Source organism: Granulicella aggregans, assembly GCF_014203275.1.
GTDB lineage: Bacteria > Acidobacteriota > Terriglobia > Terriglobales > Acidobacteriaceae > Edaphobacter.
Map to the genome: position 1 here is coordinate 210,549 of NZ_JACHIP010000003.1, position 24,057 is coordinate 234,605.

19 protein-coding genes are annotated in these 24,057 nt (G+C 59.9%); 16 read left to right on the plus strand and 3 right to left on the minus strand.

Annotated elements, in window-relative coordinates; all coding sequences use genetic code 11:
- Positions 1 to 29: 29 nt before the first annotated feature.
- Positions 30 to 1,079: a dipeptidase gene (locus HDF16_RS11220; RefSeq protein WP_184216625.1), complete on the minus strand. Its 1,050-nt coding sequence runs from the start codon at positions 1,077 to 1,079 to the stop codon at positions 30 to 32.
- Positions 1,080 to 1,189: 110 nt separating this feature from the next.
- Between HDF16_RS11220 and HDF16_RS11225 the strand changes: the two genes are divergently transcribed.
- The 6 genes from HDF16_RS11225 to HDF16_RS11250 all read left to right on the plus strand — a co-directional run bounded on the left by HDF16_RS11225 (position 1,190) and on the right by HDF16_RS11250 (position 11,324).
- The gene (locus HDF16_RS11225) at positions 1,190 to 1,456 is read left to right on the plus strand and encodes a hypothetical protein (RefSeq protein ID WP_184216626.1); all 267 of its coding nucleotides are present in this window, start codon (positions 1,190 to 1,192) and stop codon (positions 1,454 to 1,456) included.
- Positions 1,457 to 1,610: 154 nt separating this feature from the next.
- Positions 1,611 to 4,076: a 3-hydroxyacyl-CoA dehydrogenase/enoyl-CoA hydratase family protein gene (locus HDF16_RS11230; RefSeq protein WP_184216628.1), complete on the plus strand. Its 2,466-nt coding sequence runs from the start codon at positions 1,611 to 1,613 to the stop codon at positions 4,074 to 4,076.
- 30 nt (positions 4,077 to 4,106) lie between these two features.
- Complete coding sequence (locus tag HDF16_RS11235; protein ID WP_184216630.1) at positions 4,107 to 4,547, plus strand: hypothetical protein; 441 nt, start codon at positions 4,107 to 4,109, stop codon at positions 4,545 to 4,547.
- Complete coding sequence (locus HDF16_RS11240) at positions 4,544 to 5,734, plus strand: acetyl-CoA C-acyltransferase (RefSeq protein WP_184216632.1); 1,191 nt, start codon at positions 4,544 to 4,546, stop codon at positions 5,732 to 5,734. Before HDF16_RS11235 ends, HDF16_RS11240 begins: the two co-directional genes overlap by 4 nt.
- Before the next feature lie 682 nt (positions 5,735 to 6,416).
- Positions 6,417 to 8,240 carry an acyl-CoA dehydrogenase family protein gene (locus tag HDF16_RS11245; protein ID WP_184216634.1) on the plus strand — a complete coding sequence of 608 codons (1,824 nt, stop codon included), beginning with the start codon at positions 6,417 to 6,419 and terminating at the stop codon, positions 8,238 to 8,240.
- A gap of 282 nt (positions 8,241 to 8,522) precedes the next feature.
- Entirely contained in the window at positions 8,523 to 11,324 is a 2,802-nt protein-coding gene (locus tag HDF16_RS11250; protein ID WP_184216636.1) for a protease pro-enzyme activation domain-containing protein, read from the plus strand.
- A 118-nt stretch (positions 11,325 to 11,442) separates the two neighbouring features.
- On the opposite strand, the gene ppk1 is transcribed toward HDF16_RS11250, so the two are convergent.
- Positions 11,443 to 13,623, minus strand: a complete 2,181-nt coding sequence (gene ppk1 / locus HDF16_RS11255) for a polyphosphate kinase 1 (protein ID WP_432432240.1) — start codon at positions 13,621 to 13,623, stop codon at positions 11,443 to 11,445.
- Between the two features lie 275 nt (positions 13,624 to 13,898).
- On the opposite strand from ppk1, the gene HDF16_RS11260 reads away from it, so the two are divergent.
- The 4 genes from HDF16_RS11260 (at position 13,899) to HDF16_RS11275 (ending at position 17,574) form a co-directional block, all read left to right on the plus strand.
- Positions 13,899 to 14,744: a response regulator transcription factor gene (locus tag HDF16_RS11260; RefSeq protein ID WP_184216638.1), complete on the plus strand. Its 846-nt coding sequence runs from the start codon at positions 13,899 to 13,901 to the stop codon at positions 14,742 to 14,744.
- Positions 14,744 to 15,121, plus strand: coding sequence for a hypothetical protein (locus HDF16_RS11265; RefSeq protein ID WP_184216640.1), 378 nt, complete (start codon positions 14,744 to 14,746; stop codon positions 15,119 to 15,121). The genes HDF16_RS11260 and HDF16_RS11265 overlap by 1 nt, the downstream gene beginning before the upstream one ends.
- Positions 15,048 to 16,322 carry a sigma-54 dependent transcriptional regulator gene (locus HDF16_RS11270; protein ID WP_184216642.1) on the plus strand — a complete coding sequence of 425 codons (1,275 nt, stop codon included), beginning with the start codon at positions 15,048 to 15,050 and terminating at the stop codon, positions 16,320 to 16,322. The genes HDF16_RS11265 and HDF16_RS11270 overlap by 74 nt, the downstream gene beginning before the upstream one ends.
- A gap of 100 nt (positions 16,323 to 16,422) precedes the next feature.
- Complete coding sequence (locus tag HDF16_RS11275; RefSeq protein WP_184216644.1) at positions 16,423 to 17,574, plus strand: Gfo/Idh/MocA family protein; 1,152 nt, start codon at positions 16,423 to 16,425, stop codon at positions 17,572 to 17,574.
- A 183-nt stretch (positions 17,575 to 17,757) separates the two neighbouring features.
- Here HDF16_RS11275 and HDF16_RS11280 read toward each other — a convergent pair whose 3' ends face one another.
- A complete protein-coding gene (locus HDF16_RS11280; RefSeq protein ID WP_348641301.1) occupies positions 17,758 to 18,684 on the minus strand; it encodes an alpha/beta hydrolase in 927 nt (308 codons plus the stop codon).
- Positions 18,685 to 18,869: 185 nt separating this feature from the next.
- Here HDF16_RS11280 and flgB point away from each other — a divergent pair, with 185 nt between their 5' ends.
- The 6 genes from flgB to HDF16_RS11310 all read left to right on the plus strand — a co-directional run bounded on the left by flgB (position 18,870) and on the right by HDF16_RS11310 (position 24,036).
- Positions 18,870 to 19,250 (plus strand): flagellar basal body rod protein FlgB, encoded by a 381-nt coding sequence (flgB, locus tag HDF16_RS11285; protein ID WP_184216646.1) that lies wholly within the window; start codon positions 18,870 to 18,872, stop codon positions 19,248 to 19,250.
- Between the two features lie 33 nt (positions 19,251 to 19,283).
- Positions 19,284 to 19,820: a flagellar basal body rod protein FlgC gene (flgC, locus tag HDF16_RS11290; RefSeq protein ID WP_184216648.1), complete on the plus strand. Its 537-nt coding sequence runs from the start codon at positions 19,284 to 19,286 to the stop codon at positions 19,818 to 19,820.
- Between the two features lie 103 nt (positions 19,821 to 19,923).
- The gene (gene fliE, locus HDF16_RS11295) at positions 19,924 to 20,256 is read left to right on the plus strand and encodes a flagellar hook-basal body complex protein FliE (RefSeq protein ID WP_184216650.1); all 333 of its coding nucleotides are present in this window, start codon (positions 19,924 to 19,926) and stop codon (positions 20,254 to 20,256) included.
- A gap of 98 nt (positions 20,257 to 20,354) precedes the next feature.
- A complete protein-coding gene (fliF, locus tag HDF16_RS11300) occupies positions 20,355 to 22,196 on the plus strand; it encodes a flagellar basal-body MS-ring/collar protein FliF (RefSeq protein ID WP_348641302.1) in 1,842 nt (613 codons plus the stop codon).
- Between the two features lie 54 nt (positions 22,197 to 22,250).
- Positions 22,251 to 23,345 (plus strand): flagellar motor switch protein FliG, encoded by a 1,095-nt coding sequence (gene fliG / locus HDF16_RS11305; protein ID WP_246409019.1) that lies wholly within the window; start codon positions 22,251 to 22,253, stop codon positions 23,343 to 23,345.
- Positions 23,329 to 24,036 (plus strand): FliH/SctL family protein, encoded by a 708-nt coding sequence (locus tag HDF16_RS11310; RefSeq protein WP_184216652.1) that lies wholly within the window; start codon positions 23,329 to 23,331, stop codon positions 24,034 to 24,036. The genes fliG and HDF16_RS11310 overlap by 17 nt, the downstream gene beginning before the upstream one ends.
- Positions 24,037 to 24,057 lie beyond the last annotated feature (21 nt).

The window sequence follows — 24,057 nt, forward strand, 5'->3', positions numbered from 1 at the left end:
GCGAGGTCTCTGGTTAGACGCTTCAGGACTCAGCGTAGGGTGAGGCGCAGGACGCGCATCCAGTTTTCGCGGGCGATCTTGTTGAGGGAGGCTTCGTCGAAGCCGTGGGTGCGGAGAGCGGCGATGAGGTTTTGCAGGCCGCTGGCGTCGCCTATGGCGGAGGGGATGGTTGCGCCGTCGAAGTCGGAGCCGAGGGCGACGCGGTCGATGCCGATGCGGTCAGTGAGATAGGTGAATTGGCGGACGACGTTGTCCAGGGAGACATCGGCGTTGCGGTTGGCATCGGGGCGGAGGTCGTTGACAGAGAAGTTGACTCCGACGATGCCGTTGGATTCGCGGATGGCGTCGAGTTGACGATCGGTGAGGTTGCGGGCTGAGGGACAGAGCGCGTGGGCGCAGGTGTGGGTGGCGACGAGTGGTGCGGTAGAGGTTCGAGCCACATCCCAAAAGCCGCGCTCGTTGAGGTGGGAGAGATCGATCATGATGCCGAGGCGGTTGAAGGCGTGGATGAGGTCGAAGCCTGCGGAAGTGAGGCCGGGGCCGGTATCGGGGCTGCTGGGAAAGGCGAAGGGGACGCCGTGGCCGAAGAGGTTGGGGCGGCTCCAGACCGGGCCGAGGCTTCGGAGGCCCTGGGTGTAGAGGGCGTCGAGTTCGGTGAGGTCGGGGCCGATGGCTTCGGCGCCTTCGATGTGGAGGAGCATGGAGAAGACGCCGTCGCGGTGTGACTGCTCGAGTTGAGTGACCGTGGTGGCGATACGGATAGAGCCCTCGGAGCGGGCTTCGAGGGATTTCAGCGCGGCCAACTGCCGGGCGGTCTCGCGGCGGGCGTAGGCGGGGTCGAGGGGCTCGGCCATGCGGACGGAGTAGCTGGACTCGGTGGTGGTGAGGGTGTTTTCCAGGGGGTGCTCGGCGGGAACCCAGAGGGCGAAGAATCCGCCGATCATGCCGCCGGTGCGGGCTCGGGGAAGGTCGAGGTGACCTGTCGCGTTGGCGGCGAGGAAGTCGATGCCGTCGGGCTTGTACTCCCGGATCAGGTGGACGGCGTCGTTGTGGCCGTCGAAGATGGCTATCTTGTCCATTGATTCTGGTGTACATGGAGCCGAAATTTCGAGCAAGTCCGCCTGCCGGGGTGAACAACTTCGAGGAGATTGCCGATAGATAACGACTTGCTCCACCCACGAGGTGAGAAATGTCCTTTTCGATCTCCGCAATTTCTTCCAACGACGCAACGCTCGACACCGCTCCTCAAGCCAAGCAGGCGCCCAAGGTGAGCGTGGCCGATGAGATCAAACAACTCGCGGATCAGGGACGCTCGGCGCAGACGATCGCCACGACCGTCGGTTTGCCTGAGACGCTGGTAGCTGTGGAGCTTGGCACCACGACCACGACATCATCGACGACGTCGCAGGCGGGCGCGTTACTGGCTCTTGGAGCGCGTCTTTCGGTCCACGCGTAAGACTTCTCCGTAGACTTTCTGCTGTCGCTCGCCTCTGCCTTCGCAGGAGCGGGCGTTGCTGCGTTTCTAGTGCGCGGTTCGATTCTCCGACTCTTTACTTGACGGAATGAATGACCATTCAGTATGCTTCGCTGCGTTGGGCGGGGTGTGAAGAATGACTGGTTTGGGCAGGCAGATTCGCAAGGTCGCCGTTCTGGGCGCGGGGACGATGGGATCGCGGATCGCCGCGCATGTGGCGAATGCCGGCGTTCCGGTGGTGCTGCTGGATATTGTGCCGCCGGGGACGGCGGCGGATGCGGGAATTGCTGAAAAGAACAAGTTTGTGCTGACGGCGATGGAGGGGCTGAAGAAGTCCAAGCCGGCAGCGTTCTATACGCCCGAAGCCGCTCGCCTGATTCAGACGGGGAACTTTGAGGATGACCTGGCGCTGATCAAGGACTGCGACTGGATTATCGAGGTGGTGGCGGAGAATCTTGAGATCAAGAAGGCTCTGCTGGCGAAGGTGGAAGAGCATCGGCGGCCGGGGTCGATTCTTACTTCGAACACTTCGGGGATTCCGATTGCGAGCATTGCGGCGACGTTGAGCGACGAGGTGCGACCGCACTTCTTAGGGACGCATTTTTTCAATCCGCCGCGGTATATGCGGCTGCTGGAGATTATTGCTACTACTGAGACGGATGTTGCGGATGTGGCGGCGATCTCGCACTTCTGCGACACGCGGCTGGGCAAGACGGTGGTGCGGTCGAACGATACGCCGAACTTTATTGCGAACCGGATCGGGACGTTTTCGATGGGGAACGCGATTCGGCTGATGATGGAGCAGGGGCTGACGATCGAAGAGGTCGATACGCTGACCGGGGCGGCGCTGGGATGGCCGAAGACGGGGACGTTCCGGCTGGGCGATCTGGTGGGCGTCGACGTGCTGGCGCATGTGGCGACGAATTTTTCGGCGAAGGCCGCTTCGATTGAGGACGAACGCCAGGATGTTGGGCTGGCTTCGTTTATTGGGGAGATGCTCGGGAAGAAATGGCTCGGCGATAAGGCGGGGCAGGGGTTCTATAAGAAGCAGGGCAAGGACGAGCAGGGGCGGGATATAAGGCTGGTGCTGGATTGGAAGACGCTGGAGTATGGGCCGAGCGTGAGGCCGAAGTTTCAGGCGATTGAGATGGCGAAGAATGTGGAGTCGACGCCGAAGCGGATCGCGCAACTGCTGCATGGGGATGCGAGCAAGGACAAAGCTGCGGCGTTCTATTGGCCTCTGCTGACGGAGTTGTTTACGTATGCGGCGAATCGTGTGCCGCCGGTTGCGAACTCGATTGCGGATTCGATCGTTGAGATCGATGCGGCGATGAAGACGGGCTTCAATTGGGAGCTTGGGCCGTTTGAGATGTTCGACGCTGCGGGGGTGGCCGCGACGACGGAGAAGATGCGGGCGGCGGGGCTGCCAGTCTCGGCGAATGTGGAGAGGCTGCTGGCTGCTCGTGGCGTCGATCCGAAATGGTACGTGGATGATCCGGCGACGGCTTCAGGGCGGTTGTATTTTGATCCGGCAAGCGGTGAGTACAAGGCTGTGCCGGTGGCTGAGGGCGTCACGTCATTTGGCGTAATCAAGAAGGCGCATGGTGTGGTGAAGAAGAATCCCGGGGCGTCGGTGGTGGACCTTGGCGATGGGATTGCGGGGATTGAGTTGCACTCGAAGATGAACGCGCTGGGCGGGGATATCGTCTCTCTGATTACGCAGACGCTGAAGCCGGGGAGTACGACGGTCAACGACTTTGAGGCGTTTGTGATCAGCGGTGACTCGGCGAATTTCTCTGTTGGCGCGAACCTGATGCAACTTCTGCTGGGCGTGCAGGAAGAGGAGTGGGATGAAGTCGAGTTGATGGTCAAGGGCTTCCAGAACATGACGCAGGCGATCAAGTTCTGCCCGAGGCCGGTGGTAGTTGCTCCCTATGGAATGTGCCTCGGAGGTGGAGTGGAGATTTCGATTCACGCGGCGGCGCGGCAGGCTCATGCGGAACTTTATATGGGGCTTGTGGAGACGGGAGTGGGGCTGATTCCGGGCGGCGGGGGATGCAAGGAGCTGACGATACGTTCGATCGAGGCGGGGCAGAGTATTCGGCCCGATGGGCGGGCTGAGGGTGTCGAGATCTTCGAGGCCCTGAAGAAGAGCTTCGAGACGGTGGCTATGGCGAAGGTTTCGACATCGGCGGCGGAGGCGCGTGGTTTGGGCTATTTGCAGAAGACCGATGCGGTGACGATGAATCGCGACCGGTTGCTGACGGATGCAAAGGCGAAGGCTCGGGCGCTGGTCGATGCGGGGTATTCGGCACCAGTGATGAGGGGGGACATTGCGGCTCCTGGAGAGAATGCGCTGGCTACTTTGAAGCTGGCGGTTTGGACGATGCGCGAGGGCGGCTTCATCTCTGAGCATGATGCGAAGGTGGCGAACTGGGCGGCTTGGATCTTGTGTGGTGGCAAGGTAACTCCGGGGACTTTGGTGAGTGAGCAGTATCTGCTGGACCTGGAGCGAGAAGCGTTTTTGAGTCTGTGTGGAGAGAAGAAGACGCAGGAGAGGATCGCTTTTACTTTGAAGACGGGGAAACCGTTGAGGAATTAGGGAAGCGGTTGCCGTACTTTCGAGGTGTTTATGAGTCTTGAACTGACTGAAGTTGCGAAGGATTGGGATTGGCTAGCCGATTTAAAGGAATTTAACTTACTAGCGATCTCCCCTTTTGGTGATCTGCTTTTGCAGGATGCGAGTGGATCGATTTGTTTATTAGACATTAACCTAGGCAGCCTTGAAGCCGCGACCGAAGCAGGAGTAAATCCAAGCATTCTTTTTCCAATGGCCTTTGACGATGCCATCGCAGCTGGATACAGGAAGGACGGACTGCATCTTTCGAGTGGGACCTGTTACGGATACAAACGGCAATTGGTGACAGGCGCGACTATGGAATCGGCGAACGTATACATCGCAACGCTATCTGAATACTTGAGCTTTATGGGAAGCTTCCATGACCAAATCAAAGATGTGGCGGACGGCGAAACAGTCGTTCTGGAAGTTGTAAACCGAAAGGTAGTCCAATGAATGAAGTGGTGATTGTCTCGGCGGTGCGGACGGCGGTGGGGAAGGCTCCTCGAGGGACTTTGAAGACTACGCGGCCCGATGACCTGGCGGCGTTTGCGATTCAGGGGGCGCTGGCGCGGGTGCCGCAGTTGGATAAGGCGGAGGTGGAGGACGTGATCCTGGGCTGCGCTATGCCGGAGGCGGAGCAGGGGATGAACGTCGCTCGGGTGGCGAGCTTTCGCGCGGGGTTGCCGATTACGGCGTCGGGGATGACCATCAATCGATACTGCGCTTCGGGGTTGCAGTCGATTGCGATTGCTGCGGACAGGATTCGTGGGGGTGGGGCGGAGGTGATCGTTGCGGGTGGGACGGAGAGCATGTCCTATATTCCGTTCGGCGGGAACAAGATCTCGATCAATCCGTGGCTGATGGAGAACTATCCGGGAAGCTATATGTCGATGGGGCTTACGGCGGAGCGGGTGGCGACGCACTACGGCATAACGCGTGAGGCGATGGACCAGTTCTCGTATGAGTCGCACCAGAAGGCGCTGGCGGCGATGGCGGCGGGGAAGTTCGATGATGAGATTGTGCCGGTTTCGGTTACAAGTTCTGTAGTGAGCAATGGGAAAAGTAAGTCGAAGGCGGTTACGTCGGAGGCAGTGTTCAGTAAAGATGAGGGGCCGAGGGCGGACACTTCGCTGGAGGCGCTGGCGAAGTTGAAGCCGGTGTTTCATGCGAAGGGTACGGTGACGGCGGGGAACTCGTCGCAGACTTCGGATGGAGCGGCGGCGGCGGTGGTGATGTCGGCTGCTCGGGCTGCGGCGTTGGGGATTGCGCCGATGGCGAAGTTTGTGGCGTTTGCGTATGCGGGGTGCGATCCGGAGGAGATGGGCATCGGACCGATTCATGCGATTCCGAAGGCGCTGAAGATGGCGGGGCTGTCGCTCGAGGATATTGGGCTGTTTGAGTTGAACGAGGCGTTTGCGGCGCAGTCGCTGGCGGTGATCAAGGTGTTGGGGATCGATCCGAGCAAGGTGAATGTGAATGGTGGGGCGATTGCTTTGGGGCATCCTCTGGGATGTACGGGGGCGAAGTTGACGGCTACTTTGTTGCGGGAGATGCCTCGGCGGGGCGTGAAGTACGGGATTGTGACGATGTGTGTTGGTGGTGGGATGGGAGCGGCGGGGATATTTGAGGCGGTGGCATAGTTATGGACTTGCTCACGTATCCCGGAAGAGCGTGGTACGCGCTCGTAACTGCTATTGCTTTAGTAGGCGGCCTCGCGGTGTCTGCTTTCTTGCTACTTGGGTCATCCTTTGGATCGATAACAGGTGGCTATGTTGCCGCATTTATTTTAGGGAATCTGGCAACCTTGGGCATTGCGCTCGGGTTGATCTGGTCGTTTTCAAAAAACAAGGTAATTGTGTTGTCACTTTTTTATCGGCTGGGCTCTTGCCATGTCAGACTGTCATTTCTCTTCTTACCCTGCTTGGCAGAAAGGATTTAGCTCCTACTGGGCGCACACCTTATGCGTATTATTCGCTGTTGTTCATTGATGTGCTTCTGATGATTCTCGCGTATAGCAAGTTTATTCAGCTTAGGAAAGATGAAATGCGGGGGTCTCTCCACTACGCGACGGACGGTGAAGCTGTCCGTCGCTTCGGTCGAGATGGCGGGTTTTGATTGTGAATGTAGGAACAAGCGCAGATTCCCTTCGGGAATGACAAACGATGAGCGGGAGTGGCAGAAATGTTCGAGCGGTATGGGTTGTGTTGAGATCGTCGGGGTCCTTCGACTCGGCATGCCGCAAAGAACGCGGCATGCTCCGCTCAGGATGAAGGGCTTCTTTGAGCTTTTGTAGGTGAGTTTGATGTTTTGAGGAGTTACACCATGGCTACTATGACCACACCTATCCCTACCGCTAAAAAGATTGCTGGCGGCGCGTTTCTTATCTCGGATGCTTCGCCAGTGGATTGCTTTTTCCCTGAGGACTTTACCGACGAGCATAAGCAGATCGCCGAGACTACCGCGAAGTTCGCGGCGAATGAGATTGTGCCGGTTAGCGACGCCATTGAGGCGAAGGACTTTGCGGTGACGCGGAGGCTGATCAAAGAGGCGTCGGAACTGGGACTTACTTCGGTGGATATTCCGGAGGAGTATGGCGGGCTGGAGATGGACAAGGTGACCTCGGCGATTATCGCGGACAACATTGCGAAGCAGGGTAGCTTTTCAGTGGCGTTCTCGGCGCATGTGGGGATTGGGACGCTGCCGATTGTCTGGTATGGGACGGAAGCGCAGAAGAAGAAGTATCTGCCGAAGCTGGCTTCGGGTGAGTTTGTGGGGGCTTATGCGCTGTCGGAGTCGACGTCGGGGTCGGACGCGATGAACCCGCGGAGCCGGGCGGTGTTGAGCGAGGATGGCACGTACTACACGATTAATGGCGAGAAGATGTGGATCACGAATGGCGGGTTCGCGGACATCTATACGGTGTTTGCGAAGTGCGCGATCCAGGATGGTGAGAAGAAGGGTGAAGAAAAGTTGACCGCGTTCCTGGTGGAGCGGGGAACTCCGGGATTCTCCGTCGGCAAGGAAGAGCACAAGCTGGGGATTCGTGGGTCTTCTACTTGTCCGTTGATCTTGGCTGATTGCAAGGTGCCTGTCGAGAACCTGCTCGGCGAGGTGGGGAAGGGATCGCATATCGCGTTCAACGTGCTGAATGTCGGCCGGTTCAAGCTGGGAGCGGCGGCGGTTGGTGGGGCTCGTGAGGCGTTCGGGCATGGGATTCGGTACGCGAAGGAACGGAAGGCGTTTGGGAAGTCGATCTCGGAGTTTGGGCTGATCCAGGAGAAGATCGCGGAGTGTGCTGTGGGGATCTTCGCGGGTGAGGCACTGTGCTATCGGACGGTGGGGATGATCGACCAGGCGCTGGCGGATGTAGACCACAAGGATACGAAGGCGATCCAGAAGCAGATTGAGAACTACGCGGTGGAGTGCAGCATCGTGAAGGTGTGGGCTTCGGAGATGCTCGATATGGTGGTAGACCACGTGGTGCAGATCTACGCTGGTTATGGGTATGTGGAGGAGTATCCGGCTGAGCGGGCTTATCGGGATGCGCGGATCAACCGGATCTTTGAGGGGACGAATGAGATCAATCGGCTGATCATTACCGGGTGGCTGATGAAGTCGGCGATGAGTGGGAAGCTGCCGCTGATGCAGGCGATCAAGACGCTGATGGATGAGGTGATGGCGGGGCCGGTGGAGAAGGAAGAGCGCGAGGGCGCGCTGGCGGAGGAGTTTGGGCTGTTGGCGTCCGCGAAGAAGCTGGCACTGTTTGTGGCTGGTGCGGCGACGCAGAAGTACATGGCTGCGATCGCGGACGAGCAGGAGGTGATGGCGGCGATTGCGGACATGATTATCCAGGTTTTTGTGATGGAGAGTGTGGTTCTGCGGGCGGAGAAGATCTCTTCTCGGAAGGCTGGGGCTGGGCCAAATAAGGATGTTGGTGTCGCGATGGCGAAGATCTATGCGGCGGGGGCGATGGAAGTGATTGAGTCTGCGGCGAAGAAGGTGATTGCGGCGGTGGCGGAGGGCGATATGCTGCGGACGCAGTTGACGATTCTGCGGCGGCTGGCCAAGCACGACCCGGCGGATACGATCTCGTTAAGGCGGATGGTGGCGGGGCATGTGATCAAGGCGGGACGCTATTCGGTTTAGGACGCCTGGGAGATTTCGCGGTGATCCTTCCCACCCATGGCCAAGTGCGAGCCATGGATGGGGCACCCGGCACCCATGTCGGGACATTCGGGAAAGCACGTTTGGTGGCGGAGATTGAGAGAACTAACGATTTGTCGCGTAGTGGGTCAAAAGAGAATCCATGAGTTTCCGGCGAGTCCTTTTGGGACAGCTGGGGTTCAGTGGAATGTTCCCGAAGACTCGCCGCGGCTGGATGGTTCCGGGCTGTGGCGACGTGGGATAGTTCTTTAAGAGGCCCGATAGATGCTCAAGTTTTTGTTCCGCCGTCTCCTCCCCGCGCTGGCAAGCCTTAGCGTGATTGTGCCTGGTGCCCAGGCCGCCGTACAGAACCGGATTTCCAGCGTTAGTGCTTCGCAGACGGTGGCACTGGCGCAGTCAATTTCGCCGAGACTGAAGAGTGGCCAGGGCATGATCGACCTTGGCGAAGCGGATGGAACGAAGGCGCTAAGCACGATGACGCTGCGATTCACGATGACGACGGCGCAGAAGGCGGCGCTGATTCAGTTGCTCGAAGACCAGCAGAATCCTGCGTCTTCGAAGTATCACCAATGGTTGACGCCGGAGCAGTTTGCGTCGAAGTTCGGGATGAGCAGCAGCGATCTTGCGACTGTTTCGCAGTGGCTGACGGGACAGGGATTCAAGGTGGAATCGATTGCACGCGGCGGGACGTTTATCCAGTTCAGCGGGACCGTTGCGCGGGCTCAGACTGCCTTCAGGACCAGCATTCACAGGGTTTCTGTGAATGGTGAGGAGCACATCGCGAATGTGACGGCGGTATCTCTGCCGGCGGGGATTGCGGGCGTGGTGGGTAGCGTGGCGGGGCTCGACGACTTCAAGCTGAAGCCTCATTCGCGGGTGCGTCAGGTGCAGGCAAATGCCAATCCGAAGTTCACTTCATCCACTTCAGGGAATATCTATATCGCCCCGGGGGATTTTTATACGATCTACGACGTGAAGCCGTTGCTGACGAGTTCAATCAATGGAACGGGTATTACGATCGCGATTGCGGGGCAGACGGACATCGCCCTCAGCGATATTGCGGCGTTTCGTTCGGCGGCGGGACTGACTGCGAATGTTCCTACGGTGAAGCTTTATGGGACTGACCCGGGTACGCCGAGTTCGGACGATTTGGGTGAAGCGGATCTCGACATTGAATGGTCGGGGGCCGTCGCACCATCGTCTTCGATCCTGTATGTAAACACAGGGGCAAGTTCTGGAGGAGTGATCAATTCGCTTACGCAGATCATCGATAACAATCTGGCTCCGATTGCATCGATCAGCTACGGGCTTTGCGAAGCGGGTGAGGGCGGAGCAGAGGCGAATTCGTTGAATACTCTGTTCCAGCAGGCAAATGCACAGGGAATAACGATCGTGAGTGCCGCTGGCGACTCAGGTGCAACGGACTGCGACGACGTCGCCCCCGTCACAAGCGCCACCCATGGACTCGCAGTCGACTTCCCGGGGAGTTCTCCGTATGTGACGTCGCTGGGCGGAACGATGTTCAATGAGGGAGCCGGTACTTACTTTGGCAGCAGCAACGACGCCAATGGCGGATCGGCCATCTCTTATATTCCGGAGGCGGTATGGAACGAGACCGCTGAGGATATTGTGGGGAATTCGCCCAGGTTTGGTGCTGGCGGCGGGGGGGCGAGTTCGTTCTTTGCTAAGCCTTCCTGGCAGACGGGCACTGGAGTTCCGAGCGACTTTGCGAGGGACGTTCCGGACATCTCGCTGAATTCAGCGGCGAATCACGACGGGTATCTCATGTGTACGCAGGGATCGTGCGTGAACGGCTTCCGGACGAGTTCGGGAAACCTAACGATCGTGGGTGGAACGTCGGTGGCCGCGCCTTCGTTCGCGGGAATCCTTGCGCTGGTGCAGCAGAAGATTGGGGCCGCGACCGGCAATGCGAACCCGGTGATCTATGCGCTGGCGAACAGCACGTACTACAACACGGTGTTTCACGATGTGACGGTAGGCAATAATGCGAGTCCATGTACGGCCGGGTCTACGAACTGTCCGTCGGGCGGCAACATCGGATATAGCGCGAACGTAGGCTACGATCTTGCGACGGGATGGGGTTCGGTGGATGCCTACAACCTCGCCAATACGTGGACGCTGGTGATGCCGGTCACGACTGGAACGACTGGCACGCAGGTGTCGACTACGACGGCGACGGTGAGCCCTACTTCGGTTACAGCCGGCACCCCCGTGACTGTTACCGCGACGGTTGCGAATGGCGGCACAGCAAACTCGACTGCGCCGACTGGAACGGTACAGTTTCTGGTTGATAACGTCGCGACTGGTGGCGCGGTGACACTGGCGAGCGGTGCTGCGACGCTTTCGCTTTCGACGACCGCGCTCTCGTCTGGTGCTCACGTGATTTCGGCGGCGTATTCAGGGGATGCGCTTTATGCGTCGTCGAAGGGGTCGGCGACTCTCGATGTCACTTCGGCGTCGACTGCGGACTTTACGCTTACACCGGCGACGACGACGGTTACCGTGAAGGCTGGCGCCGATGGTTCGGGAGTTCTTTATACGGTGACTCCTGTGAATGGCTTCACAGGATCGGTGACGTTCTCGGCGGGTACATCGGACAATCTGAGTGCGACGTATTCTTTCTCGCCTTTGACGGAGACGATTTCATCGACGACGCCGGTGACGACGACGTTAATCTTGTCAGCGTACTCTGCGAACGCCAGGACGGGGAGCGGGCGGCTGCGGTTGAAGCCTGTTGAGTCTGCATCGCTGGAGAAGTCCGCGCCGCCGATCGGTCGGACCTGGTATGCGGGATCGGGAGCTGCCGTGGCGTGTGTGTTGCTCCTGATGGTACCGAAGCGACGGCGTTGGACTGGGCTGTTTGCAGCGGTGCTCGCTCTTGGTGCGGTGTCGATGATGACCGGCTGCGGGGATAACTCCTCTTCGACAACGGGAGTCACCAATTCAAGCGCCGGAACTTACACGGTCGTCGTGACAGCCACGGGGACAAGTTCTGCGGGTGCGACGGTGTCGCACACGTCGACCGTTACGTTTGTAGTGCAGTAGGGCAACAAAGAGCAGCGGGTTGCAGCGAAGTACAGCAAAAGGCAGCAATAGACGATGATAGAGATACGAAACGCCCTTCCTCCGATGCAACGGAGGAGGGGCGTTTTCGCGTTTGCGGCTACTCGTCTGCTGGTGGCGTGCTGGTATCGCCCATCGAAGGATCCGCGAGACACATCAGGTGAGTCTGAGCGCTGAAGCCCTGCCCCTTGTGGGTGGCGCGGACGTAGTGGCCATCTGGCTGGAGGAGGCGGGCTTTGCGGGTGTCGGCGAGATAGCTGCCCAGGATTTCGTTGCGGAGGCGGTCGCGCAGGGCGGGGTCGGTAACGGGGAAGACGACCTCGCAGCGCTCGTGGAGGTTGCGGGCCATCCAGTCGGCGCTGCCGCAGAACATCTCTGGACTGCCGCCGTTCTCGAAAGTGAAGATGCGGCTGTGCTCGAGGAAGCGCCCGACGATGGAGCGGACGCGGATGTTCTCGCTGAGGCCCTTGACGCCGGGACGGAGCGAGCACATGCCGCGGACGATCAATTCGATCTGAACTCCCGCTATTGAGGCTTCGTAGAGAGCTTCGACCGTGGCGCGGTCGAGCAGACCGTTCACCTTGGCGATGATTCCCGCGGGCTGGCCCGCCTTTGCGTGTTCTGCTTCGCGGGTGATGAGATCAAGGAAGGTAGAGGCCATGGTCAGGGGAGCGACGAGGAGCGGCTTATAGCCGTCTGATTCCGCCTCGGCTGTGAGGTAGTTGAAGACATGCTGGACTGCCGCTGTGATCTCGGGGTTCGCGGTGAGGAGGCTGATGTCGGTGTAGAAGCGCGACGTGACGGGGTTATAGTTTCCGGTGCCGAGGTGCACGTAGCGGCGGATCACTCCGTCGGGGTCGCGGCGAACGAGCAGGGCGAGCTTGCAGTGTGTCTTGAGGCCGAAGATGCCGTGGTAGACGCCGACTCCAGCGTCTTCGAGTTCGCGTGCCCAGCGGATGTTGGAGTCTTCGTCGAAGCGGGCCATGAGTTCGACGACGACGGTGACTTCCTTGCTCTGGCCGGCGTCGGTGAGGGCGCGGAAGATGGAGGAGTCCTTGCTGGTTCGATAGAGGGTCTGCTTCATCGACATGACGTGGGGGTCGAGAGCGCCCGCGGTGATGAAGTCTTCGACCACCTTGTAGGAGTCGAAGGGGTGATGGAAGAGGATGTCGCCTTTGCGGATCTGGTCGAAGATGTCGGTGGATTTGGCATCGAGCTTGAACTCGCGGGCCTTGAAGTCGGGATACTTCAGGTCGGACCGCTTGACCTCTGAGGGGAGGTTCATCATGCGGGAGAGATTGACTGGGCCCTTGGTGCGGAAGACCTGCCAGGGGTCGAGTTCGAAGTTGGTGCGAAGGCGCTCGATGATGTCTTCGTTTGCGCCATCCTCGATCTCCAGCCGGACGGCGTCGCCCTTGCGGCGGTTGTGAAGCTCGGAGCGGACGCTTTCGAGGACGGAGCGCGACTCTTCTTCCTGCATGTAGAGGTTGCTGTTGCGGGTGACGCGGAAGGCCGAACGCGAGAGGACTTCGTAGCCGGGGAACATCTTGTCCACCTGGGACTCGATGAGTTCGTGGAGGAGGATGAAGTCGTAGGAGCCTGTGGAAGAGGGCAGGCAGACGAGGCGAGGAAGTGAACGCGGCACGGTGACGACGCCGAGCGCAGTCGTCGTGTTGCCCTTGCGTTTGTGGCGGAGTAAAAGGGCGATGCAGAGGGCTTTGTTGAGGACTCGAGGGAAGGGGTGGGAGGGATCGATGGTGACCGGGGTGAGGAGGGGGTCGACCTCACTCGCGTAGAAGTCCAGAGCGTGGGCGCGCTGTTTCGTACTGAGTTGCGCAAACTTCAGCGTTCGGATCTTCTCCTTCTCAAGTGCGGGAAGAAGCTGTTCGTTCCAGCACGCGTACTGAGTCTGAACGAAGTTCGCAAGGAGGACGCTTAGGCGGTCTAGTCGCTCCTGCGGCGAAAGGCCACCTTCGTCGGCTGGCTGAGGCATGCTGATGCCGTCTTCGATGCGCTGCAGAATTCCGGCGACGCGAATTTCGACGAATTCGTCGAGGTTGCTGGCTGTGATCGCGAGGAATTTGACGCGCTCTAGCAGAGGGTTGGAGGGGTCCTGGGCCTCTTCAAGGACGCGCTCGTTGAAGTGCAGCCAGGACTCGTCGCGGGAGAAAAAGAGGGTCTCCACCGGCGGAGGTTCGGGAGGCGCAGCAGGCTTGTGGGCTGGCTTCGCGGGGGGCTTGCGTCGAGTCGAGGGGGAGCTTGCGGATTTGGTGATCGTCACGGTGGGATGAGTCTAACGCAGGATGATGAACGAATTGCTAACTGCGGGGTTGCTGCCTGAACGAGTTGACCAAGTTTCATGGCTCGGGTCTGAAGATTTTTCCACAAGAGCGGTTCTGTTTTGGGACTTGATATGACGAATTCCTGGATCAAAGCTTGTAGAGATCGTCAGAAGGCGACATGGTGGAAGAGCACTGGATCGGGCACGCTCCCTTGACGGGCGAAACCAGTGCAAGGGCCACGGGTTCCTGGGATGGTATTTGGGATGGTGCAACGATGCGAGTCTTAGTTGTAGAAGACGATTGTTCCCTTGGCGGATTTCTTGTTAAGGGTTTAAGACTTGATGGTCATGAGGTCGAGTGGGTTGAAGATGGTCAGGCTGCGTTAGACCGGATGGCGGACAGGCGACCAGCGCTTCTCGTACTGGATCTGAGTCTCCCTAAGAAAGACGGCACAGAGGTACTCGAGGCACTGGTGGGCCGCTTCGACGGTATGGCGGTGCTGGTGCTCACCGGGCGCTGCGATCTTGAGGTCCGGATTCAATGCTTGAACCTTGGGGCGGACGACTGTATGTTGAAGCCGTTCAATCTGAGCGAGCTTCGTGCGCGTTGCCGGGCGCTGCTGCGGCGGCGGGAGCAATACGCCGACCCTGTGCTGCGTGTCGGTGGCCTGGAGCTGAACCGGATTGAGCGCAAGGTGACGCGTGATGGCCAAATCGTCGATCTGACGACGAAAGAGTTTGCATTGCTCGAGTTTCTCCTACAGCACCGGGGACTTTGCTGCAGCCGGAGCGAGTTGCTTCGCGAAGTGTGGCAGATGAAGGCCGACACAGGTACGAATGTCGTCGATGTCTATATCAACTATCTGCGGCGGAAGCTGGCAGCTGCCTATGCGACGGCGCACCTGGGAAGTGCCGAGCCCGGCGAGAGCGTTGCCGAAATTGCGATTGGGGAACTAGGTTCCGAGTTGATCGAGACTGTGCGCGGAGAAGGGTACCGGCTGTCTGATTCCTCGGCATCGTTTGCGCGTGTCGGAGATGCAACAAGAAAGCCGGTCCGAAGTGTCCGGCCAGTATCGGCGCAGGAATCGATTGTCGCCGGTGGTTCAGGTTGGCGAGCTTGATGGAGAAGAGACTGGTCGTCGTCAAGACCGTGAAGGGGCCCATGGCGCTGCACGAGAGCATTGTGTCAACGGCTGACGCTGGCGATTCGCCGGAAGGGTTGCTTCGAAGCATGGAAGATGGACTGCATGAGCTGAGCCAGCCTATGACGGCGCTGCTGTGCCTGTTGGAATACGGGTCGAGTCTGGAGGCTAGCAATGAGATGAAACAGGTGCTGGGCTGGAGTACGGACGCTATCGAGCGTCTGAGGGTAACGGTGATCGCAATGCAACGGAAGGTGCAGGATGAAGGGCGGAGGAGAATCCATGAACTCACCACAGAGCTTCACGGGAGAGAACGGAGCTTCGGCCAGTCGAACGGTGATTGTGGCGAGCACTGATGTAGCCCTGCGAGCGCGGCTGCGGGCAAACTTGATGAATCTTCGCTGGCAGGTGCGAGAGGCCAGCGGTGGAGCAGAGGCGGTTGCGCTGTTGGACGAGGCACCGGCTGAGGCTTTAATGCTGGATAGCTGGCTTCCCGACCTCGACATCGTGGAGCTTGTCTGCCATATCCGTTCCTCGCATCCGGCGATCGACCTTCTGCGGATCGATGGGACGAGCGAGAACGAGGGGGTGCGGAGCCCGCGGCGGAACGAACTGCTGCATGCTCTGCGTGAGGCGCAGGATGCCCTGCCGGCGACGGACACCGCGGTATGGGCCGCGGCTGCGCTCTCGATCCCGAGAGGGAGTGTTCAGCACTCCAGCGTCCGAGTCTTCCCGGCAAGTGCGCAGGATCGGATTCGTATGCCTTCTTCTGAGGGACGTCCGGCGGAAGGCACTCTGCCAGAGCTGGTGGGTCAGAGTGAGGCGATGCTTGAGTTGACGCGCCTGATTCGCATGGTCGCGCCACGGTCTACATCGGTTCTGATCGAAGGGGAGACGGGAACGGGCAAGGAGATCGTGGCACGAGCGCTGCATCGGCTGAGTGTCCGCTCGCAGAAGCCCTTTGTGGTGTTGAACTGCGCGGCTATTCCCGAGGCGTTGCTGGAGGCGGAGTTATTTGGACATACGCGCGGAGCATTCACAGGCGCGGTCGCATCGCGAACGGGGCGGATAGAAGCGGCGCATGGAGGCACGCTCTTCCTGGATGAGATTGGGGAGATGCCGCTGGCGTTGCAGGCCAAGATGCTGCGGTTCCTCGAGTGCGGCGAGTTGCAGCGGGTGGGAGATAACGAGACTCTTCGTGTCGATGTGCGGGTGGTGGCGGCGACGCATCAGCCGCTGGAGCAGCGGGCGACGGAGAAGACCTTTCGTCTGGATCTGTATCACCGGCTGGCCGTGTTTCCGATTGAGGTGCCGGCGCTGCGCGAACGAAGAGAAGACGTGGAGATGCTCGCGGAGCATTTTCTCGAACAGATGGGGAAAGAGTCTCCGAGGAAGCGGCTTAGCGAAGAGGGATTGGCGCGGCTGCAGATGTACTCCTGGCCGGGCAATGTTCGGGAGCTGATGCATGTGCTGGAGCGGGGAGTGATTCTTGCGCAGGAGCGGCAGGAGATTCGCGTCGCGGACCTGCGGTTTGGGAGGGTGACGAGCGCGGCGTAGTGATGTTCAGGCATGGGTTTGCCGAGTGTGGCAGCGCGGCAGGATAATGGCCTCGGCAATTTCGGCTGTGTTTCAAGATGGCTGAGATCGAGGGCATTGGATGAAGAAGGTGTTTGGGCTTGGTGTTTTTCTGATCGCATCGGTGATTTCCGGGGCTTCGCAAACTTCTACTACAGCAGCGGCGCCTTCAACGGGAGTGATGAAGGTCGGGATCGTTGGACTGGTGCATGGGCACGTGGAGAGCTTTTTAGGGGGAGGCAATCTCAACCCTGCGGGGAGCATTCTGAAACGGCCCGATACCGAGCTTGTAGGTATTGTCGAGAAGGATGACGCGCTGTTCGAAAAGTACGCACAGAAGTATCATCTCTCGCCATCGATTCACTTCAAGAGCATCGCGGAGATGGTGAGCCACGTACATCCGAAGGCAGTCCTTGTGTTCACCGCGCCTGATCAGCACCGTCGCATTGTGGAGGAGAGCGCTGCCCTCGGCGTGCATGTGCTGATGGAAAAGCCGCTGGCCTTCACTTATGCCGATGCGCTGGCGATGCAACGCGCAGCGGAGAAGGGGCATATCCATGTGCTGGTGGACTTTGAGACTGCCTGGTACACGAGCAACACCGAGGCGGTGAATCTGCTGCAGAAGGGTGAACTGGGGCCGATTGTGAAGGCGGTGATGCGTGATGGGCATGAGGGGCCGACGAAGATCCACGTGCAGCCGGAGTTTCTTTCATGGCTGACCGATCCGGTGCAGGACGGCGACGGCGCGCTGACGGACTTTGGCTGCTATGGACCGAATTTGATGACGTGGATGATGAATGGCGAGGCGCCGATTTCGGTGACGGCGGTGACGAAGCGACTGCAGCCGGAGCTTTATCCGAAGGTGTCGGATGAGGCGGAGATTCTTTTGAATTACAAGCATGCGACTGCGATTGTGGAGGGCTCCTGGAACTGGCCATTCGCGGTGAAGCAGATGGATGTGTATGGAGTGACGGGCTATGCGAAGACGATCGACTCCGACCGGCTGGATGTGAGGAAGAAGGGCGAGAAGGAGGCGGAGTCGATCAAGGGGACCGCGTTGGTCGCGCCTTATGACGACCCGCTGCACTATATGGAGGCGGTGATCAGTGGGCAGATCGAGGAGAAGGCCGATCTGTCTTCGCTGAAGAACAACGTGATTGTGGCGGAGATACTGGATGCGGCGCGGCGGTCGGCGACGAGTGGGAAGACGATTATGCTGCCGCTGGCGAAGTAGTGGCTTGCGATTGCTGTCTTTAGAGAATTCTTTGGCTGAAAGCTGGAGAGTTCTCTGGTTGCGTGAGATCCTTCGGGGTCCTTCGACTGCGTTCCTTTCGATGAAACTGAGAGGAACTCCGCTCAGGATGACGGTTTTCACTCTATTGATTTAAACCGAGAATATGGCGATCGAGGATGGTGGTTATTTCGCATCAATCATCTTGATGGTGCGAAGCCAGGTTTCGGCGAGTTGCGGCCAGTGGGTGATGGGGAGTTCGGTGGGGCGAAGGCCGTAGCCGTGGCCGCCCTTGGCGTAGAGGTGAAGTTCGGCGGGTATGTTGCCGTCCTTCAGGGTCTGGAAGTAGACGAGGGCGTTCTCTTCGTGGACGGGGTCGTCTTCGGCCTGGAGGATGAAGGTGGGCGGCGTTGAGGCGTTTGGGATGGCCTCGGGGGCGATTGTTGATTTGTCGGGCCAGTGGACGAGGTAGCCGGGATAGATGATGAAGGCGAAGTCGGGGCGGGCGCTGATCGAGGCGTCGAGTGCGCCGTGTTGCTTTAGCGTGGCGGACTTTGTCGCATCGGGTGCGAAGTCGAAGTGATTGCTGAGGACTACGGCGAGGTGGCCTCCGGCGGAGAAGCCGAGGACGCCCAGGCGTTTAGGGTCGATGCCCCACTCGGCGGCGTGCTGGCGGGTGAGACGCATGGCCTGCTGCGCGTCTTCGAGGTTTTCGGTGCGCTCGGGATAGTGGCCGTCGTAGGGGACGCGGTACTTGAGCAGGACGCAGGTGATGTGGATGGAGTTGAGCCAGGAGCAGACCTCGGTGCCTTCGAGATCGTAGGCGAGGATTTGATAGCCGCCGCCGGGAAGGACGAGGACAGCTGGAGCTGGTGCGTTTCCATCCGCTTTGTAGACGGCGACGGTGGGCTCGCTGACGTTGGTAAGGCGAATGATTTTTTTGCCGGCGATGAGAGCATCGGTCGGGAGATCGACGTCCTTCTCCGGGCCGAGGCCGGCTGTGGTCTCGGGCGCGCCGTGCGACCAGATTGGGATTGTCATCTGTTGTGCTGCGGCCATGGGTGTGAGGGCGGCGATCAGGCAGGCGAGCGAGAGGATGCGATGAATGGGCACGGGAGCATTCTACGGCCATTGTGGGAATAGTTCACGTCAGTCACAGCCGTATGACGTTGCGGTGATGGATGATCGGCGGAGATTGGTTTCGCAGCAGAGTACGTGGGGATTATGGCAGCGTTCTTATCTGCCGCAGGGCTGTTTTGGCACACCGGCTGCTTGTAGGAGGCTGCGAGGTACAGCCAATGCAATTGAGCACACCCATGAGCCAGGCGCTGGGGCGCTTTCTGGATCTTGCCAGCGATCAGATGAAGCTGACCGCGGCGAACATGGCGAACGTCGACACCCCAGGATACAAGACGGAGGGGTTCGACTTTGAACAGGAGTTCGCGCGGCAGTTGAATGCTAATCCGCTCTCGCTCGGGGCGAATGGGCTTGGCGCGCTGGACCCGGAGGTCAGCGTGGTGAATGGCCTGGTTGCGAGACCGGATGGCAATAACGTGTCGATGGATCGCGAGGGTTTGGAACTGGCGAAAGCGCAGTTGCGATTCCGGCTTGGGGTGCAGCTGGTCAAAGGCGAATTTACGCAGATATTGAGCGCGATTCACGCCTCGGATGGCAAGTAACGATCCGCGGGCAACTGGCAAGGGAGAGATGCGATGAATCTGTTCGGGGCATTGGATGTGAGCGCTTCAGCACTGCAGGCGCAACGAGTGAGGGCCGAGGTTGTAGCCGCCAACATGGCGAACGCGGAGACCACGAGGACCGAGGATGGCGTGCCCTACCAGCGACAGCATGTGGTGTTTGAAGCGGAAGAGAGCAGTGCTTTTCAGGACTCGCTGATTGCGCAGGCGGGGTTGCCTTCAACGTCTTCGCTTTCGAGTCAGTTCGGGGCCGGGGGGAAGATTCGCAGCGCGAGCTTCCTGAGCGCGATGCCGGGGAGCGTGAACGCTGCCAGTACGGTTCCGGGCGGCGTCGCCGTTACCGGAGTGATCCGCGATACGAGTGATGCGTTGAAGCGGTACGAGCCTGGGCATCCTGATGCGGATGCGGATGGGTATGTCTCGTACCCGGACATCAACCCACTTACGGAAATGGTCGACCTGATGGGAGCGACGCGGTCGTACGGAATGAATATTTCGGCGGTGCAGGCGGAGAAGTCGATGATCTCTTCGTCGCTGGACATATTGAGGTAGTGGCCTCGTCGCCTGATCTGAATTGGGCCAGTTACCGGGGTGTTTCGGCTTCGACGGAGCGGCTGAAGTTTCTAAACGCAGAGAGTCAAAGAGGGAGAGGGCGATGAACATAGCGGAGCGAGTAGCGGGAGCGGCGGGAGCGATTAGCGGAGCTGGTATTGGGACCGGCGTGACGGGCGCGGGGCTGAAGGACTCGGTGGTGAATGTATCGGGACCGACTCCGTTTGCGGGAGTGATGCAGGCGATCGTGAACCAGTCGCGCGACCTGGGTAAAGAGGCTCAAACGGCTGTGACAGGTCTGCTCAGCGGGCAGGGCGTGGAGGTGCATGACGTGATGATCGCTTCGCAGAAGGCGAGTGTCGCGTTCGAGCTGGCGCTGCAGGTAAGGAACAAGGCGGTCTCGGCGTATCAGCAGATGATGGGCATGCAGTTCTAGTGGTGCTGGTCGACATGGGCCAAAGTCCGGCGATGTCGGTAGGGGTTACGGTTGGAAGTTGACGCAAAAAGCGTTAGCGAAAAAGACAGGGGCAACTTGTGGCGGAGCAAGCTGAGGCGATAAAGACCATTGAAGGAAAGCCGGCTCCGAAGGGAGCGTCGCTCCCGGTGCAGCAGATGGCCGAGAACCTTCGCCACCGGGTGATGGTGATGCCGGCCGGGAGACGGAACTGGCTGCTTGCCTCGATTGTCTTCCTGGTGGGTGCGGTGACGGCGATGGTCTGGTACGCGGGCAGGCCCGATTGGCGCGTGCTGTTCAACGGGATGGAGGCGCGGGACTCGCAGCAGGTGGCGCAGGAGCTTTCGGCTGCGGGTTTGACTTACCGGATGAGCGCGGATGGAAGCAGCGTCGAGGTTCCGGCTGACACGATCGATAAGGCAAGGATTGAGGTCGCGGCGAAGGGAATGCCGCAGTCGGGACGCATGGGGTTTGAACTCTTCGACAAGCCGAACTGGGTGGGCAGTGAGTTCGATGAGCGGGTGAACTATCAGCGTGCGCTTGAGGGCGAGTTGGAACATACGATCCAGACGCTGGGTGTGGTGCGGTCAGCGCGGGTGCATCTGGTATTGCCGCAGCCGAGTTTGTTCTCGGCGCAGGAGAAGGTGGCGAAGGCGTCGGTGGTGCTGAAGCTGAAGCGATCGAACGTCGATGCGGCTGAAGCGGATTCGATACGCAGCCTGGTGGCCGGGGCGGTCGATAATTTGAGTCCGGCGGATGTGGTCTTGGTTGACGCCGATGGGCGGGTGAACCTGAAGCCGCAGTCTGCCACCATGGAGGCGGGCGATGTGGAGCAGGCGCTGGAGGCTAAGCTGGTGAGCCTGCTGGAGCCGCTGGCGGGGCGCGACAACGTTCGGGCGACGGTGCGGGTGAGCTATGACCAGTCGAGTGAGGAGAAGACCGACGAGGTCTACGACCCGACGCAGGTCGCCGCTACGAACATGCAGCGCAGCGAGCAGAGTTCGACGGCTGCGGCGAAGGCGTCAGGCGTTCCGGGAACAGCCAGCAACACGCCGGCAGGCGCGGCGAACGGAGCGGTGCAGGGATCGCCGGCGGCGACGCCGTCTACACCTCCGCTGCTGCAGAAGGATGCTCCGGTGTATCCGCAGGGCGGAGCGCAGGGACAGACAGTGAAGCAGGAGAGCGGTACCTATGCGGTGTCGAAGCATACGACGCATCTTGAGATGGGACCTGGCCGCGTGGGCAGGATCACTGCTGCGGTGCTGGTGAATGACAAGCTGGTGACGGAGGGTACGGGGAAGTCGCTGAAGACGGTATGGAAGCCGCGCACGCCCGATGAGATTCATCGGCTTGAAGAGTTGGCGCAGGCAGCGGTGGGCTATGACCAGAAGCGCGGCGACCAGGTCGTGATCCAGAACATGAGCTTCAGCAGCAATGCGCCTGAGGCTCCGGCTCCGATTCTCGATCGTGTGAGCGATGGGGCGAAGGGGTTTCTGAGGACGCAACCGAACCTGGTTAAGACGCTGGTGCTTGGACTGTGCGGCATCCTGCTGGTGATGTTTGTTCTGAAACCGGTCGCTCAACAGGCGATCGAGACGATGAAGGAGCCGGTGATGTTGGCGGATGGGGCGGGGTCCCATCAGGAGGCCGACGCCATGCAGCACCATCATCTGGATATGGTCGACCACGAAGAGGCGCTGGGGAGCGGCGGAATGGACGAGATGGGGGAAGAGCACGCGATGACACCGCAGCGGCAGATGTCCGCGCCGGTACACCATGCGCCGACACCGATACAGCGAAGGGGCAAGACGTCGGCACAGGCGATCTTCGATAGCGTGGCGGAGCACATCCGCGAGGATTCGATGCAGAGCACGCGCGTACTGCAGAGTTGGATTGCGCCGGTAGAGAAGGCTGAAGGGTAGTTCTGTTTGCAGGATGCACTGTGAGATTGCGGCGCAGCAACGAGAGGGTGATCGATGACGGAAGAGATGGAAGAGATGCAACAACTCGAAGCTGGCGGCGAGAACCAGCTGATGCTCGCAGCCGAGTCGGGCTTCATTCCGGCTGATCTTCCTGGCATACGCAAGGCGGCCATCCTGATGATCGCGATCGGCGATGAGTTGGGGAAGCGGCTGATGCAAGGGCTTGCTGAGGAAGAGGTATCCCGGCTGACCGATGAGATCACGCAGCTGGAGTCGGTCTCGCCGGAGATCCTGACGCAGGTGCTGACGGAGTTTTATGGCCTGCTCGAGACGCAGCACTATGTCGTTCGCGGCGGGTCGGACTATGCCCTGAAGCTATTGACCGAGGCCTTCGGCGATGCACGCGCGGCAACGATGCTGGCCCAGGTGAAGGGACTGCAGGAGCGGTCGGCTGGCGATCTGGCGATGCTGCAGAAGATGGACCCGCAGCAGTTGAGCAAGTTCCTCGAGAGTGAACATCCGCAGACCGTGGCCCTGGTGCTGGCGCATCTGGATGCGAAGCGTGGCGCGGTGGTGCTGATGCATCTCGAAGACAAGCAAAGGGTGCAGGTGGTGCAACGCCTGGCGGAGATGCGGCAGTTCTCGCCCGAGATGGCGCAGAAGGTGGCGCTGGTGCTCTCGCGCAAGATGAAGGCGCTGGGCGCATCTACCGGACGTCGGAGCTATGCGGGATTCAAGGCGGTTGCCGACCTGTTGAACGGTCTCGACCAGGTCGCGAGCAAGGGCATCCTCGACGAGATCGAGCAGAAGAAGCCGAAGCTTGCGATCGGGATTCGGGAGCTGATGTTCACCTTCGACGATCTGCTGACGGTGCCATCGGCGAGCATTCGCGAGCTGGTTGCGGCCGCGGACAAGAAGGTGTTGGGCGTGGCGTTGAAGGGCACCAAGGACAACCTGAAGTCGCATGTCTTCGCGGCAATGAGCTCGCGCGCGGTCGAGATGATGAAGGAGGACATGGAGATCATGGGACCGGTTCGCATGAAGGATGTATCCGCGGCGCAACTCGAGGTCTTGAACCTCGCGCGGAAGCTCGAAGCCGAAGGCAAGATCGTGTTGAAGCTGGAGGCCGACGATGCCATCACCGTCTAGCGTCGCGGAGCGAGAGTTTGAACGGACGTTTGCGGATTCTCCGCGAGAGGTGGAGCGGCTTGAGTTCGCCGCGATTGAAGAGCTTGAGACGCGCGGCCGGATTCCCGAAGACCAGTCAGGAGTTGTTGCAGAGCTTCGTGATCAGGTCGAGCGAATGGAAGAAGAGTTGCGAAGTTACGTCGATGCGTTGCCGCAAAAGCTCGATCATGCCCGGCTGCTGGCACGCACGATCACTCGCGCTGACTGCGAGCAGGAGATGCAGCAGAGGCTGGCCGAAGATCGTGCCATGGTGCGCAAGGCGGTCGAGGACTTTAGTCGTGAGCGGACACGTTACTTCTCCGGGGTGGAGGGCCAGGTCATCAAGCTGTCACTGGCGATTGCTGCGAGGGTGCTCCATCGCGAGGCGAAGATCGATCCTCTGCTGTTGTCGGCTGCGGTTCGGGTGGCGCTTGAGAAGGTGGCCGACGAGAGTGAGACGCGGCTGCGCGTGCCCGCGTCCGATCTGCCGCTGTGGCAGGCGGAGTTCGACTCGCTCGTGGTGAGCGATGTGAAGCTGATCGGGCAGGAGGGCATGGCGCGGGGAGAGTGCGTGCTTGAGACCACGGTCGGTACGGTAGAGCTTGGCATCGAGGCGCAGCTAGGCGAGATCGAACGCGGCTTCTATGACCTGCTGCAAAAACGGCCTGCGTGATGGCGGCACACTCGGACGCTG

Bases quoted from the DNA above. Each gene is read 5' to 3' on its own strand.
- HDF16_RS11220 (WP_184216625.1), bottom strand. From the start codon at position 1,079: ATGGACAAGATAGCCATCTTCGACGGCCACAACGACGCCGTCCACCTG.
- HDF16_RS11225 (WP_184216626.1), top strand. From the start codon at position 1,190: ATGTCCTTTTCGATCTCCGCAATTTCTTCCAACGACGCAACGCTCGAC.
- HDF16_RS11230 (WP_184216628.1), top strand. From the start codon at position 1,611: ATGACTGGTTTGGGCAGGCAGATTCGCAAGGTCGCCGTTCTGGGCGCG.
- HDF16_RS11235 (WP_184216630.1), top strand. From the start codon at position 4,107: ATGAGTCTTGAACTGACTGAAGTTGCGAAGGATTGGGATTGGCTAGCC.
- HDF16_RS11240 (WP_184216632.1), top strand. From the start codon at position 4,544: ATGAATGAAGTGGTGATTGTCTCGGCGGTGCGGACGGCGGTGGGGAAG.
- HDF16_RS11245 (WP_184216634.1), top strand. From the start codon at position 6,417: ATGGCTACTATGACCACACCTATCCCTACCGCTAAAAAGATTGCTGGC.
- HDF16_RS11250 (WP_184216636.1), top strand. From the start codon at position 8,523: ATGCTCAAGTTTTTGTTCCGCCGTCTCCTCCCCGCGCTGGCAAGCCTT.
- HDF16_RS11260 (WP_184216638.1), top strand. From the start codon at position 13,899: ATGCGAGTCTTAGTTGTAGAAGACGATTGTTCCCTTGGCGGATTTCTT.
- HDF16_RS11265 (WP_184216640.1), top strand. From the start codon at position 14,744: ATGGAGAAGAGACTGGTCGTCGTCAAGACCGTGAAGGGGCCCATGGCG.
- HDF16_RS11270 (WP_184216642.1), top strand. From the start codon at position 15,048: ATGAACTCACCACAGAGCTTCACGGGAGAGAACGGAGCTTCGGCCAGT.
- HDF16_RS11275 (WP_184216644.1), top strand. From the start codon at position 16,423: ATGAAGAAGGTGTTTGGGCTTGGTGTTTTTCTGATCGCATCGGTGATT.
- flgB (WP_184216646.1), top strand. From the start codon at position 18,870: ATGCAATTGAGCACACCCATGAGCCAGGCGCTGGGGCGCTTTCTGGAT.
- flgC (WP_184216648.1), top strand. From the start codon at position 19,284: ATGAATCTGTTCGGGGCATTGGATGTGAGCGCTTCAGCACTGCAGGCG.
- fliE (WP_184216650.1), top strand. From the start codon at position 19,924: ATGAACATAGCGGAGCGAGTAGCGGGAGCGGCGGGAGCGATTAGCGGA.
- fliG (WP_246409019.1), top strand. From the start codon at position 22,251: ATGACGGAAGAGATGGAAGAGATGCAACAACTCGAAGCTGGCGGCGAG.
- HDF16_RS11310 (WP_184216652.1), top strand. From the start codon at position 23,329: ATGCCATCACCGTCTAGCGTCGCGGAGCGAGAGTTTGAACGGACGTTT.